Here is a 17,950-nt window from a genome sequence, read left to right as displayed (position 1 = left end):
GGATCTATTGGGCTGTCAGGGTGTAAGTGGCCTGTACGAGGTCTACAGTCAGCAGGTATGTGCCCGGCTCGCCGCTGAAAGGAATGTTGGGCACACTGTCCACGCCTTGGTAGAGCAGGATGCCGTCGCCGCCGCCCAGTGTGGTACTCCAAGCTTCATCCAGCACGATCTGGAAGCCCCAAGGCGTCTCGCCCGTGACCTCTACTGTGGCCGTGTAGACACCCGGTGTGTCGGTGGCGGCCAGGGTGTGCAGGTCCCAGTTGTCGTTGAAGCCGCTGTAGTAGACGGTCTGCACGGGTGTCAGGCTGTAGGTCAGGGCAGCCAGCGAGACATTCATGAAGTAGAGCCCCGGGGTGGGTGCGGGCAGGTTGGTGCTGCTCTTGAAGAGGAGCGTGCCGGCGTAGGCATCGCCCTCGGCCAATGCGTAGATGTCATTCCAGTTGTCGCGTTCGATGGCTATCTGGTAGCCCCATTCGGAGTTGACGTTGGCCACGCCGGCATACGACTGGGTGGCATTGTCATAGAGGCGCAGGTAGTTGTCAAACGTCCAGCTGCCGCTGGCCAGGTCATCCACGCCGGGTAGGAAGATCAGCGGTGCGGCTTCTTCCTCCTCTTGGCCGCCGGTCTCTACCGTAGCTGTCCAATGGGCGGGATCACTCAGGTCGATGATCAGCGTGCAGTCGCCTGCGGAGGGGATGTTGACAGTGATGTCACCAGGTTGGTCGGCCAGCATGATGGCATCCCCTTCTTGTGCAAAGGCAATGGACTGGGGTGTCGCGGCTGCATCGTCGGTAGCGCTGTTGCTGTCATACAGGCTTCCGTCTGCTGAGAGCCGGATGGTGGCCGTGCCTGCTTCAGTGGCCTGGAAGGGCAGTGTCCAGCGGTTGTTGGAACGGTCGAAGGTAAGTTCGCCTGCGATGTCGCCTGCCAGGTTCAGGGCGGGAAGCGAGAGGGCTGTCCAGTACAGCTCGTTCACATCGGCCACCACATAGTAACAGCCGGCTGGGTTGGGGAACCAGATGTTCCACTTGTTTTCGGCATCGGACAGGGTGAAGGGATTGCCATCGATTGGTGCGGCTCCCCAGATATGTCCATCGCCTTCTTGCAAGTAGAAGTTGTACCAGCCGGATACGCCGAGGAAGCCCTCGTAGTGTCCGTCAGACTGCGACGAGTAGAGGCTCATGCCGGTGGGTGCCTGCGAGTTATCCAGCACGAAGGCATGGCTCATGTCTATCGAATAAGGTGTGACACTCACGGCTACCGTATTGGTATAGACCGGTTCCATGTTGGCTCCCGAGCGGGCTGCCAGACGGAAATAGATGTTGGAGGCCACATCGGGCTGTGCTCCTACGCTTTGGGCCAAAGCATTCAGCGAGGCACCGGTGTAGGCTTTGGAGTAAGAATTTTCTGTCGTTTCGACCACATTGGAGAAATTCTCGTCCAACGAGGCTTCAAGTGCCATGGAGAGTTGTCCGCCGGGGACACCCACTTCAGGATTGCTGGCCACGAGATTGTCCGTGGACCACGCCAAGGAAAGTACGATCTTGTCGCTTTCTTCCTGAGCCAGCACAATGGCATCTTCCGAGGCAATCAGTTGGCCCGGCTCGATGCTGTTCACGTATATCTTGTCCTCATCTTTCTCGCAGGCTGCCATGGTCAGGAGAGCCAGCAGGGAGAAGAAGGTATTTTTGAATATGGTTTTCATGTTTTCTATATTCGTTTAGGGGTTAAATGGATGGTGTCAATACTAAAACTTAAGCCCTCAATACCCTTCGTTGAAAAGATTGGGGTTGGCCGTAAGCTCCGTTGAAGGGATGGGGTAGTAGTTGAAGCGGTTGTCCACGGCCTGTCCGTCGTGCGTGCCGCCTTTCCACTGCCAGAGGTAGTCGGCGGTGGTGAAACGGTTGTAGCGGATGAGGTCGGTGCGGCGCACACTCTCTGTATAAAGCTCGCGGGCACGTTCGTCCAGCAGGAAGTCGGTGGTCATCTGTGCTTCCACGATGTTGCCGGTGATGTCTCCGTAGGCCCGTTCACGCACCAGGTTCACGTAGCCTAAGGCTTCGGAACGGGTGGCTCCTTGTCCGCCGCGCACCACGGCTTCTGCCAACATCAGGTAGACATCTGCCAGGCGGAAGACGGGATAGTCCGTACATACGCCATCGGCATCCGTGTTGGAGGCAGCCTCGCCTGCATCAGTCAGGTTGGTCCACTTTACGGGGAGGTAGCCGTTGTTTTGGTCTTCCACCACATCGATGTTCATCGTCTGTCCCTCGGTGAAGAACATGGCGCGGCTGTCGCCTTCAGAGAAGAGTGACGGCAGGCTTGGACGCAGACGGAAGTTGCCCCAGCCGGAGACGGCACCATAGTCGGCGGGCACCTGGAAGGAAGAGGCATTGTTGATGGGTCCGCATACCATGTAAGTGGTGGTTCCCCAAGAGGTGGTGTGGGTGGCATCCACGGGGAAGGCGAAGATGATCTCGTTGGTGCGCAGGTGGTTGTCGGCGTTGAACAGCTTGGCGTAGTCGCGTTCCAAGGTGTAGCCGGCATTGATCACGCGCTGGCAATAGGTGATGCAGTCTGTCCAGCGGGCTTCGCCGGTGTAGACCTCGGCATTGAGGTAGAGGCGGGCCAGCAGGGCGTAGGCGGCTTGGCGGCAGGCACGTCCGTATTCACAGGCGGAACGGTCCAGCAGGTCTTCGTCGATGGCCAGCAGTTCGCTTTCCACGAAGTCGAAGATTTGGGCGGAGGTGTAGCGCGGGGGTATGTAGCTGCCCACGGGGTTGGCCTCGGTCACGAAAGGAACGTTGCGGAAGAAGTCCATGGCGTGGCTATAGGCGAAGGCGCGGAGGAAGCGAGCTTCGGCGCGGAAGTGGCGGATTTCCTCTTGTTCGCTCTCGCTGAAGGAAGCGATGCGGTCGTCTGTGGCATTGCGCAGGAACTCGTTGCACAGGGCGATGTTGTAATAGATGCGATAGTACATGTCAGAGACGATCAGGTCGTTGGCATCCCAGCTGAGGTAGGTCAGTCCGGTCATGTTGTCGCCGGCCAGCCAAGTGTAGACCACTTCGTCCGTGCCACACTCCTGCATGTTGAAGTAGTTGCGCATGTAGTCCCAGCCCTTGTTGGTGGTGAGATCGGCCGTGCCTGCTCCGCCTTTTTGCTGGCTGGCGATGGTGAAGGCCACATAGAGTTTGCCGAGTACGGCTTTGTAGTTGTCCACGCTGGTGTAGACGGTGGCTGAGGTCGGCTCTATGTGGGGATATTGGTCCAAGTCACCCACACAGGAGGTGGTCAGCACGGCGCCGGCTGAAAACAAGGCGGCGCAAAGGAGATGATATATTCTTTTCATTATATATTATTTTTTATGATAGAAAGTTGATGGTATGGTTTCTTCAGCAGCAGGCATCAGAAGTCGAAGCCCAAGGTGAGCGAATAAGTGCGCGGACGCAGATAGAACGAGGCATCCATGCCACTGGGCACTTCGGGGTCGGCTCCTGAATATTTGGTGATGCAGAACACGTTTTGGACCAGCAGGCTGGCGTTGAGTCCGAACCAGCGGCACACGCGGCCGAAGTTGTAGGAGAGCGAGAGGTTGTCCATCTTCAGGAACGAGCCATTCTCCACGTAATAGTCGGACAGGTGCTGGCGGCTTTGGAATCCCGTCTCCAGGTAGCTGTGGTGGAGGTTGTTCAGCTGGTAGGTGTTGTAGCTCATGGTCTCCCAGGCACCGGTGTTCATGGCCATGCCGTTGTAGACATAGTTGCCTACATTGGCCCGCAGGCTGGTGCTCAGCGTCCACTTCTTGTAGTTGAGCGAGGTGCTGAATCCGAAGATGAAGTCGGGTGCGGCGGACTTGTAGCGATAGCGGTCGTTGGTGTCGATGATTCCGTCGCCGTTCAGGTCGGCGTAGGCACCTTCAACAGGTCGGCCGGTTTTTTCGTCATAAAGTTGCTTATAGACGTAGAACATATAAGGTTCATAGCCCTCGCTCAACACCTGCACGCAGTGGCCGTCAATCCAGGCGCCTGCCTCGATGTTGGTCGTGGTGCCGCCCTCGACGAGGGAGAGGTTTTTCACTTTCATCTTCTGCCAGGTCATGTTGAAGCTGACATCCCATTTCCAGTCGTCCGTCTGGATCGGGGTGGCGTTGAGGCTCACTTCGATGCCTTGGCTGTCCACGTTGCCCACATTGGTCAGGATGCTCTTGTCGAAGTTCACACCGGCGGGTGAGGGCACGGTAGCCAGCAGGTCTTTGGTCTGACGGGTGTAGTAGTCGAAGCTACCCGTGATGCGGTCATCCAAGAAGCCGAAGTCAAAGCCGACGTTCCACGAGGTGGTGGTTTCCCACTTCAGGTCAGATACATAGGCTTCGGGGCGGAACGTATGGTGGTATTCCGTGCCGAACATGGCTTCCGCACCGGTCTGGCTGATGGTGTAGACAGGCAGGTAATTGTAGTTGCCGATGCCGTCTTGCTGGCCGGTCACACCGTAGCTGGCACGCAGCTTCAGGTTGCTCAGCACGGGGTTGTCCTGCAGGAAGTCTTCCTCGGTGACGCGCCATCCCAAGGCAAAGGAGGGGAAGGTGCCCCAGCGGTTATCCGGGCTGAAGCGTGAGGTGCCGTCGCGGCGGACGGTGGCCGTCAGCATGTAGCGGGAGTCATAAGAGTAGTTCAAGCGGGCATAATAAGAGAGGAGCACATGGCGTTGGTCGGAAGCCGGAATGTCGTTTTGAGAAATGCCTACGGTATTAAATTCTCCGTATGCCGGGCTGGTCGTTTTCCAGTATTGATAGTCATAGCCCACCGTAGCGTCCACGCTGCTCTTCCAGCTTTCGAAATACTTGTTGTAGTTCAGGTAGGTAGTCAGCAGGCGGTTGATGTTTTTCTGCGGACCGTATTCATAGTCGCGTCCATCGGTACTGTTGTATTGGGCAGCCTCTGCAGGCACGTAGACCTCGCCTTGTCCCTTGGCATAGTCATAGCCCAGGGTGGCGTGGAATTTCAGTTCGGGCAGGAAGTGCATCTTGTAGTCCACGTCGAAGTTGCCCACGAAACGTGAGACGCGGCTGGTGGAGTGATTTTGCTTGATGGCTCCTACCGGGTTGATCGTTCCGCCGGTCACGATCTTGCCCGTGTTGTCCGTAGCTTCGGTATATCCGCCGAATGTGTCCAAGCCGGAGTAGACGGGCAGGGTGGGGTTCCACGTGGCGGCGTTCCAGATGGCACTGGTGTTGGCAAAGCGGTTGTTGTTGAGCGAGCCTTTCACGTTTAGGGCCAGTTTCAGGTGGTCATCGAGGAAGCTGGGATTGAGCGACACACTTCCGGTCAGGCGCTTGGCCTTGTCGGTCTGCAGCAGGCCGTTTTGCGCATAGTAGCCCACGGAAGCACGGATAGGGAAGTTCTCTGCAATGCTGCCAGAGAGGCTCAGGTTGTTGTCTGTGCCGTAGGCCAGCTGGTAGACTTCATCGTTCCAGTCTGTGCGGGCGGTTCCCAAGAGGACCCGTTGGGCGGCAGTGCCTTGCGTATTGACCGCGTTCACAAACTCATCATAAGACAGCATGTCCGTCAGAGCCGTTTTGGTCTGGAGGGACTGCGTGGTGCTGAACGTGGCTTTCAGCCGTCCGCTGCCGCCCTTTTTGGTGGTGATGATGATGACGCCGTTTGAGGCACGCGAGCCGTAGATGGCCGTGGAGGAAGCATCTTTCAGGATGGTCATGCTCTCGATGTCGTTGGGGTTGATGAGCGAGAGGAAGTTGCCGCTGTTGCCGCTGATGCCGCCCGTCTCCAGAGGTACGCCATCCAGCACGATGAGCGGGTCATTGGAGGCGGTCAGTGAGGCACCGCCACGGATGCGGATGGTGCTGCCCGCCGTGGGTGAGCCGCTGTTGCTCATGATCTGCACACCGCTCACCTTTCCGTTGATCAGCTGTTCGGGTGAGGCGATCAGACCGGCGTTGAAGTCATCGCTTCGCACGTTGGTCACCGAGCCGGTCAGGTCGCTCTTGCGTGTCGTACCATAACCGATGACCACCACATCGCTCAGCATCTGCGAGTCGGGTTGCAGTTTGACTTGGATTTTGCCGTTGGCAGGTATGGCCACTGTCACTGTGGTATAGCCCACATAGGAGATTTGAAGTTCTTGGACATCGGAGGCGACTTTCAAGATGAAGTTACCGTCCATGTCAGTAATCACGCCCGTTGTAGTGCCTTTCACCACTACGCTTGCGCCGATAATGGGCAAATCGGTTTCATCCACGACTTGTCCGGACACCTCGCGGTTGCCCTGTGCCCAGAGCGGAGATGCCATTCCCAAGCAAGCAATGCACAGCAGACATACGTACAGCCGTTGTCTGAGGCTTGCGTTCCAAAGTTTGTTTTTCATAAATGTTTTTTTTAGTTGTTAGAAAAAAGTAAAAGATATATTCTGGTAAGGATTAGTGGTCTGTTTGAATGGTTCATTCCAGCCAGATTTCTCCTAACTCCAGCAGGATCTCCTGACCGGGTTCTTGCCCGTTGAGGCGCAGCTCCAGGGTCTCGATGTCTGCCGGTTTCAGCGGAAGCGATACTTCCGGATGGAAAAACGGATCCAGAAACGACGGAAAGGCAAGCGGGAGCAAGGCCGTGTCGGTCAACTTCAAGTCTGTGAGCGGAATGCGCACGATGCCTTCAGCACCGACTTGAGGACAACTGGCCATGTAGGTATAGCCCATCGAGCTGACCACTCCCACCTGCAATCCTTGCGGGATGTTTTGCAGGTGCAGGCAAAGGGTCTTGCAGGCCGTCAGGCGGTCTGTCCGGCCAGCCAGCTCTTCCTTCACGTAGCGGCGCAAGAAGCAGGTCTCCCCCTTCGCTTTGGGTGTATAGGAGAGGCAGGCGGCCTGTTTCTCCATCAGGGTCCGTTGCAGGGGATACATGTCCGCTTGGCTCCATTCGGGCATGATGAAGGTTTCGGCCGAGAAAGCCGACGCGGCATCCATCAGCAGCAAGGGTGCATCGGGGTGCTGCACGCGGGTCTCCCAGTACGTATAGTCCGTATAGTCCCAGTCCAGTGGCTCTTTGTCCGTGCCTGACGGAAACGTCTGTTTCCGTCCTCCGGCAAAGACGACGATGTTGTAGCGGTAAACTCCCTCGTTCAGTTCGGAGGCAGGCACTGTGGCCTTCCACGTATATCCGCCGGCATGCTGCATCTTGAGGTAAGGGTTGGTCTGGTTCCAAAAAGAGATGCGGTCAGTGTAGATCAGGACGGAATCCGGCTGCACCGCTCCGGCAATGAGCGCTTCCAGAGGCATGTCCTCTCCAGCATTCACACTGCTGAAAGGTCGATGTCGGACGATGAATCCTTCCTCTGCCGTCAAGCTTGAGGAGGGTTGCACGTATTCACCCAACCGGATGTTCCGCCAGAAGCTGTCCGCTGTCCACTGACGGGACGGGGTCGCCCCTTGCCGCTGCAAGAGATAAACACCGGGGCGCAGGGCGGAGAGGAGGCCGTGTGTTGCCATGTCCCGGCGTGTGTTGCCTTCGTTCAGTCCTGTCACGCTGAATGTTTCTCCTAAGTCAGGCAATGTCAGGGTCATGTCCCATGCGGTATCTATAATCTGCACCACTTTTTTGTCCAGTGATGGTTTGGCGAAGGGGTCGGACACCTGCATGGCATCGGGCATTACTTCCAGTCGCCATACTCCTTCTTCCAGCCGGTCCAGCCAATACATCCCTGTGCCTTCGTAGTCCACAACGGGAGAGCTGCCGCATCCGGCGATGGCTTTCAGCCGTGTGGCGTCTTGGGGCTGTGTGCGGGTGTTGTTGGTATAATAAAACTTTCCATCCTCGTCCAGTTCACTCAGGTTTTCGGCATAGCTCACGCGGAAACCGTGGAAGGTCGTGTCGGCGGGATAGGCGGGAAACTGCTCCCCCCTGTCTACCTGTTGCGCCACTTCGGCGGCAATCATCAGCCCCACAGCCTTGCCCGGCGTGTAGGCCGTGTTCAGGTAGTGCGTCTGGTATTCGGTGTTGTAGGCAGCCATGTCGATGGGGTCGTAGGCAAACTGCGTGATCCATTGGAAACCGGCAGACCGGAAGGTACGCACCGTGGCGGGGTACAAATAGGTGCTCCAGACGTCGCCGGGGTCAAACTCATAGACCAGCCGTGCTTTGGAGGAGAACCCTTTTACGTTGGAAAACGGAATGTCATACCGGTCTACGGCGGGTAGGAGATTGCCTGTACGGGTGCGGCCGGATACCAGGCCGGTGGGATACCATTGGTAGGTGGTGCCTTGGATGTCGGTGTCATAATAGGCTTGGACCACGTGCCCGTTGTGGCTGACGTTGTAAAACACCGGTTTGCGGTTGCCGGCACGCTTCAGGGCGCGGAGCATGGTCTCGATATAGGAACGGGTCTCGTCCAGTGTCCCGGGATGGCAAGGCTCGTTGTTGATTTCAAATCCGATGATGTAGGGGTCGTCCTTATAACTTTTGCCTGTATAGGCGTTGACGTGGCGCACCAAAGCGGCTGCATACCGCTCTTGTGCGGCGATGGCATCCGGATCTTGGTGGACGGAGCATTTATCATATAGATAGGAATAGCCGCCTGTAGGCTCGTTTCGTTCGGGGTAACCGTTGCCGAAGTTGGTTTGCAGCGTGATCACAATGCGTATGCCGCGTTCCTCCAGTTTGGAGAGGAGGTAATCCAGCAGGTCCAGATGTTCGTTGGTCAGCAGATGTCCTTCGCTGTCTGATATTTCCACGTCCCACACATGGATGCGGTAAGCGTTGATGCCCAGACGAGCCATGTGGTAGACATCGCGGTCAATGGCAGACTTGCGGTCCACGTCCAGATACCCCATCGCCCTGTAGGCGTGTGCGAAAGGCAGGGTGTAGTTCACTCCGAAGAAGGATGCCTCGGCCTTCGTGTCCGACCAGCGCATCACTCCTTGCTTGTCCACATAGACGGTGGCGATTTTCTCATCGGCTTGAACCGATGTGATGCCAGCCACGAGGCTGGCAAGTAAAAGGAAAATGTAATTTTTCATGCCATCAAATTTAAAAGTTTTCTGATGGCAAAGGTAGATACTGCCGTTTGTGTGTGAAAGCACAAATCGGACATAAAAGGATAAAAAACGGACTAATACTGCTTCGGAGAGACTCCAAACGCACTTTGGAAGCATTTGGAGAAGTAGGAATGGTTGGAAAAGCCCACCATATACATCACTTCCGCCACGGTAAATTTATGTTGCTTCAGCAGGATGGCCGCCTTCTTCATGCGGATGGACTTGATGTATTCCACAGGGGTCAGGCCGGTCAGCTGTTTGACCTTGCGGTACATCTGTTTGTTGCTGATGCCGCTCCATTCACACAGGGCGTTCACGTTCAGTTCGGATTCGGACAGGTGCTTTTCGATCAGCTGGGTGATGTCGGTCAGGAAGACCTCATCAGCCGAGGCGGCCTCCACTTCCTGGGGTGTGGCGATGGCTTCCATCCGTGCCTTGGCCTCGAAAGCATGCCGGTTGGAGAGAAGTTGCTCCACCCGCGAGAGGAGGATGTTCGGTTCGAAGGGCTTGCTGATGAACGCATCGACGTGCAGGCGGATGCTTTCCAGTTCGGTCTGCTGGTCGGACTTTCCAGTCAGCAGGATGATGGGAACGGTGGAGGCGGGGACATACTTCTTCAGCTGCCGCACCATTTCAAAACCGTCCATGACGGGCATCATTACATCCGAGATGACCAGGTCGGGCACTTTCTGCCCCACTTGTTCGAGTCCTTCCTGCCCGTTGGCCGCTAAACGGCAGCGGTAGTGCGCGCGCAGCACGGTCTGGATGAACTCTGCTGTGTCGTGGTCGTCCTCCACCACCAGCACTGTCGGCGCGTCTGCCGGGAGAGGGACCTCCTCTGAAGCAACGGTTGCCGGGACGGGGGAACCTCCGGTGGATGGGGCATCGCTGCAGGAAGCGGGCAATGCGCTCTCCACGCCTGGCAAGACGACAGTCACGGTGGTGCCCGCGCCTTCCGATGACTTCAGGTTGACACTTCCTCCATGCAGTTCGGTATAGGTCTTCACCAAGTAGAGGCCGATGCCGGTGCCGGCTGTCTTGCCTGCCGTGCGTGACGACTGGAAGAAACGTTGGAACACGTATGGCTGATCCGGCAGCGGGATGCCCACGCCAGAGTCTGACACGGAGAGCCGGACCTCCTTGCCGCTTTTGTCCAAATCGATCCGCAGTGTCACCTTTCCGCCTTCAGGGGTGTACTTGACGGCGTTGGAGAGGAGGTTGTCCAGGATGGAGTCCAGCTTGACGGCATCCATCTGGATATAGACTTCGCGTTGGGTGGACTGGAACTCAAACTGCAGTTCCTTTCCACGGGACGGGTCGTCAGCATAGATGGAAAAGAGATTGCGGGCAAACTGCACTAGCTCGATATGCGACTGGATCAGCAGGAGGTTTCGTCCGCTTTCCACCCGGTCGATGTCCAGTCCGCGATGGATGAGTGAGTTCAGCTTCATGGCGTTGCGCTGCACCTGTTCGAGCACCAGTTTCTCCTGTTTGTTTCGGATAGCGGGCAAGAGACGGCTCACCGGCGCGATGATCATGCTGAGCGGTGCTTTCAGGTCGTGGGAGAGGTTGGTGAAAAATTCCATCTTGGCTTGAGATTGCTCCAAGATCTTTTCCTTCTCCAGACGGACCAGCTTGAGGCGGTTTTTGACACGGAAGAAGTTGACGGTCCAAGCGGCCAGTGCCAGTGCCAGCAGGACATAGGCTGTCTTTGCCCACGGAGAAGCATACCAAGGCGGCAGAATCTCCACGTCCAGCAGGTAGGGCTGGTCGTTGGGGCGTCCGTCGGGGGCAAGCCTGTTGACCATCAGGCGGTGCTTCCCATAATCGAGGTTGTTGAAGGTAATGCGGTTGGCATCGGCCTGCATGACGATCCATTTGTTATCCTCTTTTCCCCAGCGGTGGATGAGGCGGCTTTTCTCTTCAGACGAATAGGGAAGGTCGGAAAATTCGAAGGCTACGTTGTTCTGATGATGCTGCAGGCGGAGGTGGCGCGTATAGCGGATGCTCTCGGCTGTTTCATCGTTGGCGGGCCGGTAGGGACGGTTGTTGACGTAAAGTCCCGTCAGGCGTAACGGGCGATGAGGGCGTTCCTCCAGCAGGCGGGCAGGAGAGGCCACGGCAAATCCGTCCACATAGCCCAAGTGGAGCAGCCGCTCTTGCGGATTATAATATAAGGAGGTGAAGCGTTGCTCGGCCACGTTCAGCCTGCGCAGGGAGGTCGCTTCGCTGTCGGCCACCAAAAAGCCTTTGGATGTGGAAATCCAGATTCTTCCCTCGGCCTCGGCCATGCAGAGCACTTCTTGGTGGAATCCGTTGCCGAAGCTCAGGGTGCGGATGCTGTCGTCCTCCGGGTCGATGCGCATGATTCCTCCCTGGAAGCCGATCCAGATGTGCCCGTCGTTGCTGCATAGGATGTAGTTGGGCGGTTGTTGGCCGTTCAGGCTTTCGGAGGCCACGCGGTTCACCCGTCCGGTCTGCGGGTCGATCTTCTGGATGCTGTTGGCGTTGTTGTAAAACAGTACCCAGACTTGTCCTCGATGATCCTGCACCATCTGGTTGACGAAAAGGCCGGAAAGCCCGTTCTCCGTGGTGTACATCTGCCGGGCCACGTAGACATCCTGCTTTTCCCGGAGCAGTGATTGTTTGTCCACCACGAAGATGCCGCCCAAGCACGTGGCGATCCACAGTCGTCCGTCGTTGTCCTCAAAAAGGCTGTAAACCCAGTTGGCGTGATAGCGGCGGGTGCTGTCTACGATGTGGTAGGGCACAAAGCGGTGGCGTTTCGCATCGTAGCGGTTGACTCCGCCGTCTGTGGCCACCCATAAGATGCCGTCGCGGTCTTCATAGAGTTGGCGGACGCGGTTGTGTGAGAGAGGAAAACGGGCGTCCCCCATTTTGTACCATTCATACGTTCCTATCGTCCGTGTGCTTGGATTGAGAGCAGACTGGGAAAACCGCATCAGCCCATTGGTGCCGCCCAGCCAGAAACTGCCGTCGCGGCTGTGGAGCATGGCGTAGAGACGGTTTCCTTTGCCCGTGCCGGTGATGGACGAGAGAGGAATGCGGCGCAGGGCGGCGTGGCTTCTCGACATGGAAATGCCATAGTCTGTCCCGAGCCAGATGTTTCCCTCGTCATCCTTCAGCATGGTCCAGATGATGTCGCTGGAGAGAGACTGCGGGTTGCGTGAGTCGTGGGTGATGTGTGCCAGTGCCTTTTGCCCGTCGTAGACGTAGAGCCCGTTGTCTGTTCCGGCCAGCAGGCAACCGTCATTGTCGAGGGTGAGCGTTTTGACCGAATTGCCTTCCACGCCTTCCACCGTCTGCACCCTTCCGTTGGTCTGGTAGTCATATCTCAGCAGGTTCCCTTCCGTGCCTATCCAGATGCATCCTCTTTCCTTGTCTTCCAGCAAAGCGTTGACAAAGAGGTTGCTTTTGCTGACCGGAAGAGAAATGGGGGTGTAAGTCGGCGTGTCGCGGGGCGAGTACCGGCAGCAACCGTCGTATGTCCCTACGTAAAGGCGTCCGTCTGCGGCTGGCAGCAAGGCGTACACGGCTCGATGAGGCAACCCCTCGCTCACGTCAGTCACCTTCCCCGAATCCGGACAATAGGTGTACAATCCATGCAGTGTGCCCAACCACCAGCAGCCGTCAAACCAGGCCAAGGCACGGATGTCTTTAGGAAAAGTGATGCCAAGGTTGGCATACTGGTCTTTCCGGTAGTTATAGATCAGCAGTCCGTTGTCTGCTCCTAAATAGAGAAAGGTGTTGTCCACCACCGCGCCGCAGTAGATGCGCGTGTTGCTGGGGGTGCCATATTGATAGTACGGACGAGAGTTGTAGCCGTCATAACAAAACAGTCCGCGGTCTGATCCGGCCCACAAGACTCCTTCTGTGTCTTGCAGTAGGCAGGTGACCACTGCTGTTTCTGTTTCTAATTCCACCCGGTGGAACAAATTGTAATCAGAAAGGTTCCCATTGGCTTGGACGGACGGTAGCTCCGCAAACAAAAGGCTCAAAAGGAATATGAATAATGTATGTATCTGTTTTTGCATGGCATGTATTTTAAGTGTTTTATTGCAAAGATAAACTTTTTTTAGGTAACAACGGGCTTCGGGGCAAAGGATTTTGCTTCTGTGATATCAAGCCAATCTGTTATTCGTATCCCGGATTCTGTTTCATGGCTTTGTTCATACCAAGTATTTTTTGTGGAATGGGGAATACGGTGGTAAAACCGCTTGTTTCGTTTTCTACCTGGGGGCGAAAACTGTAAGGACGGGTGAAAGTACCGAAACGGATCATGTCTTGACGGCGCCAGCCTTCCCATGCCAATTCCAATTGTCTTTCAGCCAGCAGGTTCTCAAGGGTAGCAGTTCGTGGCGATGCACCTGCCCGGTTACGTATTTCATTCAGTTCGGCATTGCCGTCTTCTCCGTTGCGTACTTTGGCTTCGCTTTGCATCAGCAACACGTCGGCATAGCGGAACAGGACAATGTCGTTGTTGATTAGTTTTCCGTCCTTTAGCGCGGTTTTGTCTACTTCGTATTTTTTCATCCTGGCTCCGGCGGTTTGTTCGTATGCGGTTCCAGACAGGTCAAGACTGACTTGCCAAGGTTCGTAGACCAAAGGTGTCTGCTCGTCATCCAGCAATATCGGATTCCCGTCAAGGTCTTTTACCGGACCGGCAAAATAGCAGAAATCGAAGCGGGGATCTGTATCAGGGGTATCGTATCCGAATGTTTCCAACACTTCGAGGGTAGCACTCGAACCGTTTTCGCCACCTAAGCCATACGCTTTGGCATGGTTGTAATGGCGTGAGCGGAACAGATAGATGAACTGGTTGGTATATAGTGTCTTGTCCATCGGTATGACAAAAATGTTTTCTTGCGATGATTCGTTGAAAATAGCGAAGTTGAGTGTGTAGTCTGCTTCCAGTCTGTATCCGGCCGAGGTAATCTGCCTGCAATAATATTGTACGGTTTCCCATGCGTTCAGCCGGTTGCCATCTATGTCGAAGAATAATTGTTTGCCGTCTGGCTTGTCGGAGTCTGTCCAGAGGTCATCGGCATAGATTTCTGCATTCAATGCCAGTTTGGCCAGCAAGAAGTATGCTACTGGCTGTGTGATTCTTCCGTAATAGATGCCTGGTTGGTTACTGCGTTCTTTACTTAAGAAAGGAACTGCATCTTGCAGTTCATCGAAGATGAAACGGAATGTTTGACTTCGCTTTTGTTGTTCGATGTCGCTGACATGTAGGTCGGAAGATAAGAGCAGGGGAATATTACCGAACAGGTCCATGGTATAATAATAGAACATGGCTCTCAGTGCCCGTACTTCTGCAGCATAGATACGGGTGTCTTCATCTGGATGTTTTTCTGCGTACGATTGGATTTTCTTCAGCGACTTGTTGCACAAAATGATGACTCCGTACAAGTATTCCCATGTGTCGTGTATCGCATCGTTGTTCACTCCCCACCGGTGCAGGTAAAGTCCTTGCCAGAATCCTCCATCGAACCAGTCGGCACCCCGTGTGGGCATAATGGCTTCATCGGTTGTGAAAGTATTCAGGTCGTATACGCCACGTCCGGTTCCTTGCAGTCCCTGACTGTCGTTGTATCCGCCGATATGGTTATAGAGCGACAAGACTCCGTTTTGGAATAACTCTTGTAACGTTTCGTAAGCGGTGTCTTCGTCAAGGCTGTCGCGTGGGTCTTCTTCCAGAAACTTGCTGCACGAAGGCATTCCCAACAAGAGGGAAAGCAACAAAAAAATAAAGGTATACTGTCTTTTCATAAGGCTCGTAATTAGAAGTTAAGACTAAGACTGATTGTGTATGTGCGCGAAAGCGGATAGGTACGTTTGTCGTCTACCCCTAGCGTGTTGTCTGCTAAGCTGGAGTTAATTAATGGAGTCAGTCCCGAATAGCTGCTGATGGTTCCCAAATTGTTGACAGTGCCTGCCAGGCGTACTCCTTTCAGGAAACGGGTATGTTTCAGAGGGATGGTCCATCCGATAGTCAGGTAATCGAAGTTGACATAATCGCCTTTTTCCAACCAGTAATCGGTAGCGGTCTGGTCTTTTATCATTTGTTTGGGGGCTTCTGCCAGCACATTGTAATCAGGCAGGCTGTTCATGTTCATATACGAGAGGGATGTCCCGTTGTATATTTTATGTCCGAATGCTCCGTTTATCTGTAAGGAAATGTCTATATTTTTGTAGCGGAAACTGATGTTCGAACCCAATAGCGTTTTCGGAATGGCTTGTCCGGCTATGTAGCGGTCTTCGCCATCTTCCAGGTTTACCCCGCCACCGTTCAGGTCGGCAATCTGATAAGTATATCCTCCTTTTCCGTCTGCTGCAAGTCCTTCGCAATGTGGTAAGTAAAATACGCCCAAAGGTTGTCCTACAATCTGATACACGATGTTGTTGTATCCTCCGTGTGTACCAGCACCGTTTAATCCGGCGATGGCGGTGTATTCGGAAGCCGAGACGTATTCTCCGTTATACATGCCGCTTAACGAGAGGAGTTTATTTTGTTGGAAAGTAATGTTTGCGTTGATGTTCAGTTCCATGTCTTGTGTTTTCAGTGGTGTGATGCCTATGGATATTTCTGTTCCGCTGTTCCGCATGGAACCCAGATTTGCCAGTAAGGTGTTGTGGGCAAAGGGAGGTACGCTTACATTATAGGAATAAAGCATGTCTGTGGTTTTCGAGTTGTAGTAATTGACCGAAAGCAGGAGCCGATTGCCGTATAATCCCACATCGAATCCTGCATTGAACGTGCGTTTCACTTCCCATTTTAAGTTGGGGTTGATGTTCCGGAGGTTTTCGTATGTGACCAATGGGGCATTGCCAGTAGGTGTTATTCCGTTAGGACGGACTAATGCCATGGTGGTATACGAATCGATACCTGCCTGATTGCCTGCAAGCCCGTATCCCATACGTATTTTCAGGTTGTCTATGTAGCGGAAACGTTTCATGAATGCTTCTTCCGAAATGTTCCATGCAATGGATGCCGAAGGGAAAAATCCCCATTTATGGTTTTTACCGAATTTGGATGAAGCGTCTGTACGTGCATTCAGGGTCAGTACGTAACGGTTGTCGAATGTATAGTTCACGCGTCCCAAGAATGAAACCAGATGCGGTTCTTCGAAATATGAACCGGTGCCTTCCCATGGCCGGAGTGCTCCGCCTTGCAGGTTATCGAATCCGGTTTCATCGGAAGAAAAGTTAGTCACGGTTGTATAAAATCCTTTATAAATATCTTTCTCCAGTTCGCCCAGTGCCAGTGCGTCAAAGAAATGCACTCCTTTGTGTTTGCGGTAGGTAAGCATCAGATTTCCCAAAAGTGATTCAGATTTTCGGTCGCCTCGGTAAGCCTGCCCATGTGCCCATACACTGGTAGGAAGATATTGCGAGTCTTCGCTGTCACTGTATGTGTACGAACCGAACAGAACCAGCTTCAGGTCTTTCAACAGGTGGAAGGTCAGGCGGGCGTGGGCACTAAAATATGATGTGGCATTCTGGTTGTTCACTTCCATCCACGCCAAGGGGTTTGTTATCTGGCTGGCTGTGGTTATCTGGTCCCATCCTCCTGTCTCAGGATTTTTGTGGTTGGGGTAGGTAGGGTTGAACGTTGCTGCCGAGTAGAATGTCTTTTGATAATCGAACAAGGTGCGGTTACGCTTTACTGAGCCGAACAGTCCCAGTTCGCAATCAATGAAGCCATCCAATAATTTCTGGTTCATATTCATATTCGAGGTGAATAGTTTCATATTTTCGTGTCGGACAACTCCTTCACGGTTCTGGAAGCCTAGTGAGACACGATAGTTCGATGTTTCACCTCCTCCATAAAATGCGATGTTATGATTTTGTTGCAATCCGGTTTGTTCTATTTCCTTTTGGAAGTCTGTATCATAACCTTTGTCCAGAAAGTGCAGACCGTTTTCGGTTGCCACTCTTCGATATTCTGTTCCTGAAAGCATGTCCAAGTGGCGGTAGACGTGGGCTATGCCGAAGCTTCCGCTGTAATTTATCCGTGTTTTCCCTGCCGTCCCTTTTTTAGTGACAATATTGATGACTCCCGAAGCTCCCCGAGAACCATATTGGGCAGTTTCTGATGCATCTTTCAGGATGGTGAAACTTTCGATGTCGGCTGGGTAAATGGATGTCAGCATCGTTAAGTCACCCAGTACACCGTCGACAATGATTAGCGGGTCGTTTCCGCTAGTCAGTGAAGTGGTGCCCCGCATACGTACAGATTCCAGTGCAGCCATACCGTTGCTGCTTTTCAGAATGGTAAGTCCTGCCACTCGTCCTTGGATGGCTTCTAAAGGGTTGGTGATTTGTTCTTTATTCATCTGTTGTTCGGTAATCCGTTCTACCGAACCTGAAAGGTTTATCAGGCTGCCTTGTGCATATCCGATGTTCAATACAGAATCGGGAATCGATTCCGTATGTTGTTTTTTTTCTTGTGCCGACAAGGGTTGCAGGCAAAAAGAAGAGACGATAATACATGTTGTCAAAAAGTGTTTTTCTTTTTTCATAAGCGTCTAAGGAACATGGTTTATGCAAATATATGTAATATTATCGACAATTCCTATTATTATGGATACAGATTATAAGTTTTCGGATATTGTCCCAAATTGTCCCAAATATGTGCTTGAGCCAGGACATAGACGATTTATATGCTGGTTGTGTTGGTTTTTAGAAAGAGCTGTTTCTCATAAGGGTATTTCAATAAAAAGAGGGTGTGCCGGAATTTGATACACCCTCTTTTTTCACAAACAAATTTTGTCTTAGAAGCTGTTTTGAATTTATCGTGCGATGATTTGGGATGAGTTTTTGAGGCATTTTCGCTTCTGTGATGAGGAAGATAGCGGGCTATCTGACGAAGAACAGAAGCGG

7 protein-coding genes are annotated in these 17,950 nt (G+C 53.8%); all 7 read right to left on the bottom strand.

Annotated elements, in window-relative coordinates:
* Window positions 1-4 precede the first annotated feature (4 nt).
* The 7 genes from B5F78_RS01330 to B5F78_RS01300 all read right to left on the bottom strand — a co-directional run bounded on the left by B5F78_RS01330 (window position 5) and on the right by B5F78_RS01300 (window position 17,589).
* A complete protein-coding gene (locus B5F78_RS01330) occupies window positions 5-1,705 on the bottom strand; it encodes a DUF5114 domain-containing protein (RefSeq protein WP_087405763.1) in 1,701 nt (566 codons plus the stop codon).
* A 57-nt stretch (window positions 1,706-1,762) separates the two neighbouring features.
* On the bottom strand, window positions 1,763-3,349 hold the full coding sequence (locus B5F78_RS01325; RefSeq protein ID WP_087405762.1) for a RagB/SusD family nutrient uptake outer membrane protein: 1,587 nt from the start codon (window positions 3,347-3,349) through the stop codon (window positions 1,763-1,765).
* Between the two features lie 56 nt (window positions 3,350-3,405).
* Window positions 3,406-6,381: a SusC/RagA family TonB-linked outer membrane protein gene (locus tag B5F78_RS01320; protein ID WP_087405761.1), complete on the bottom strand. Its 2,976-nt coding sequence runs from the start codon at window positions 6,379-6,381 to the stop codon at window positions 3,406-3,408.
* 73 nt (window positions 6,382-6,454) lie between these two features.
* Entirely contained in the window at window positions 6,455-9,025 is a 2,571-nt protein-coding gene (locus B5F78_RS01315) for a hypothetical protein (protein ID WP_087405760.1), read from the bottom strand.
* A gap of 92 nt (window positions 9,026-9,117) precedes the next feature.
* Complete coding sequence (locus B5F78_RS01310) at window positions 9,118-13,098, bottom strand: two-component regulator propeller domain-containing protein (RefSeq protein ID WP_087405759.1); 3,981 nt, start codon at window positions 13,096-13,098, stop codon at window positions 9,118-9,120.
* A gap of 100 nt (window positions 13,099-13,198) precedes the next feature.
* Window positions 13,199-14,836 (bottom strand): RagB/SusD family nutrient uptake outer membrane protein, encoded by a 1,638-nt coding sequence (locus B5F78_RS01305; RefSeq protein ID WP_087398082.1) that lies wholly within the window; start codon window positions 14,834-14,836, stop codon window positions 13,199-13,201.
* Between the two features lie 11 nt (window positions 14,837-14,847).
* Window positions 14,848-17,589: a SusC/RagA family TonB-linked outer membrane protein gene (locus tag B5F78_RS01300; protein ID WP_087405758.1), complete on the bottom strand. Its 2,742-nt coding sequence runs from the start codon at window positions 17,587-17,589 to the stop codon at window positions 14,848-14,850.
* Window positions 17,590-17,950: the final 361 nt, after the last annotated feature.

The sequence above is a fragment of the Bacteroides sp. An279 genome (assembly GCF_002159615.1).
Classification (GTDB): Bacteria; Bacteroidota; Bacteroidia; order Bacteroidales; family Bacteroidaceae; genus Phocaeicola; species Phocaeicola intestinalis.
This window is presented reverse-complemented; position numbering and strand designations above follow the sequence as displayed.

Excerpts from the sequence above, each read along its gene's own strand:
- B5F78_RS01300 (WP_087405758.1), bottom strand. The coding sequence starts at position 17,589 with ATGAAAAAAGAAAAACACTTTTTGACAACATGTATTATCGTCTCTTCT.
- B5F78_RS01325 (WP_087405762.1), bottom strand. The coding sequence starts at position 3,349 with ATGAAAAGAATATATCATCTCCTTTGCGCCGCCTTGTTTTCAGCCGGC.
- B5F78_RS01310 (WP_087405759.1), bottom strand. The coding sequence starts at position 13,098 with ATGCAAAAACAGATACATACATTATTCATATTCCTTTTGAGCCTTTTG.
- B5F78_RS01315 (WP_087405760.1), bottom strand. The coding sequence starts at position 9,025 with ATGAAAAATTACATTTTCCTTTTACTTGCCAGCCTCGTGGCTGGCATC.
- B5F78_RS01320 (WP_087405761.1), bottom strand. The coding sequence starts at position 6,381 with ATGAAAAACAAACTTTGGAACGCAAGCCTCAGACAACGGCTGTACGTA.
- B5F78_RS01330 (WP_087405763.1), bottom strand. The coding sequence starts at position 1,705 with ATGAAAACCATATTCAAAAATACCTTCTTCTCCCTGCTGGCTCTCCTG.
- B5F78_RS01305 (WP_087398082.1), bottom strand. The coding sequence starts at position 14,836 with ATGAAAAGACAGTATACCTTTATTTTTTTGTTGCTTTCCCTCTTGTTG.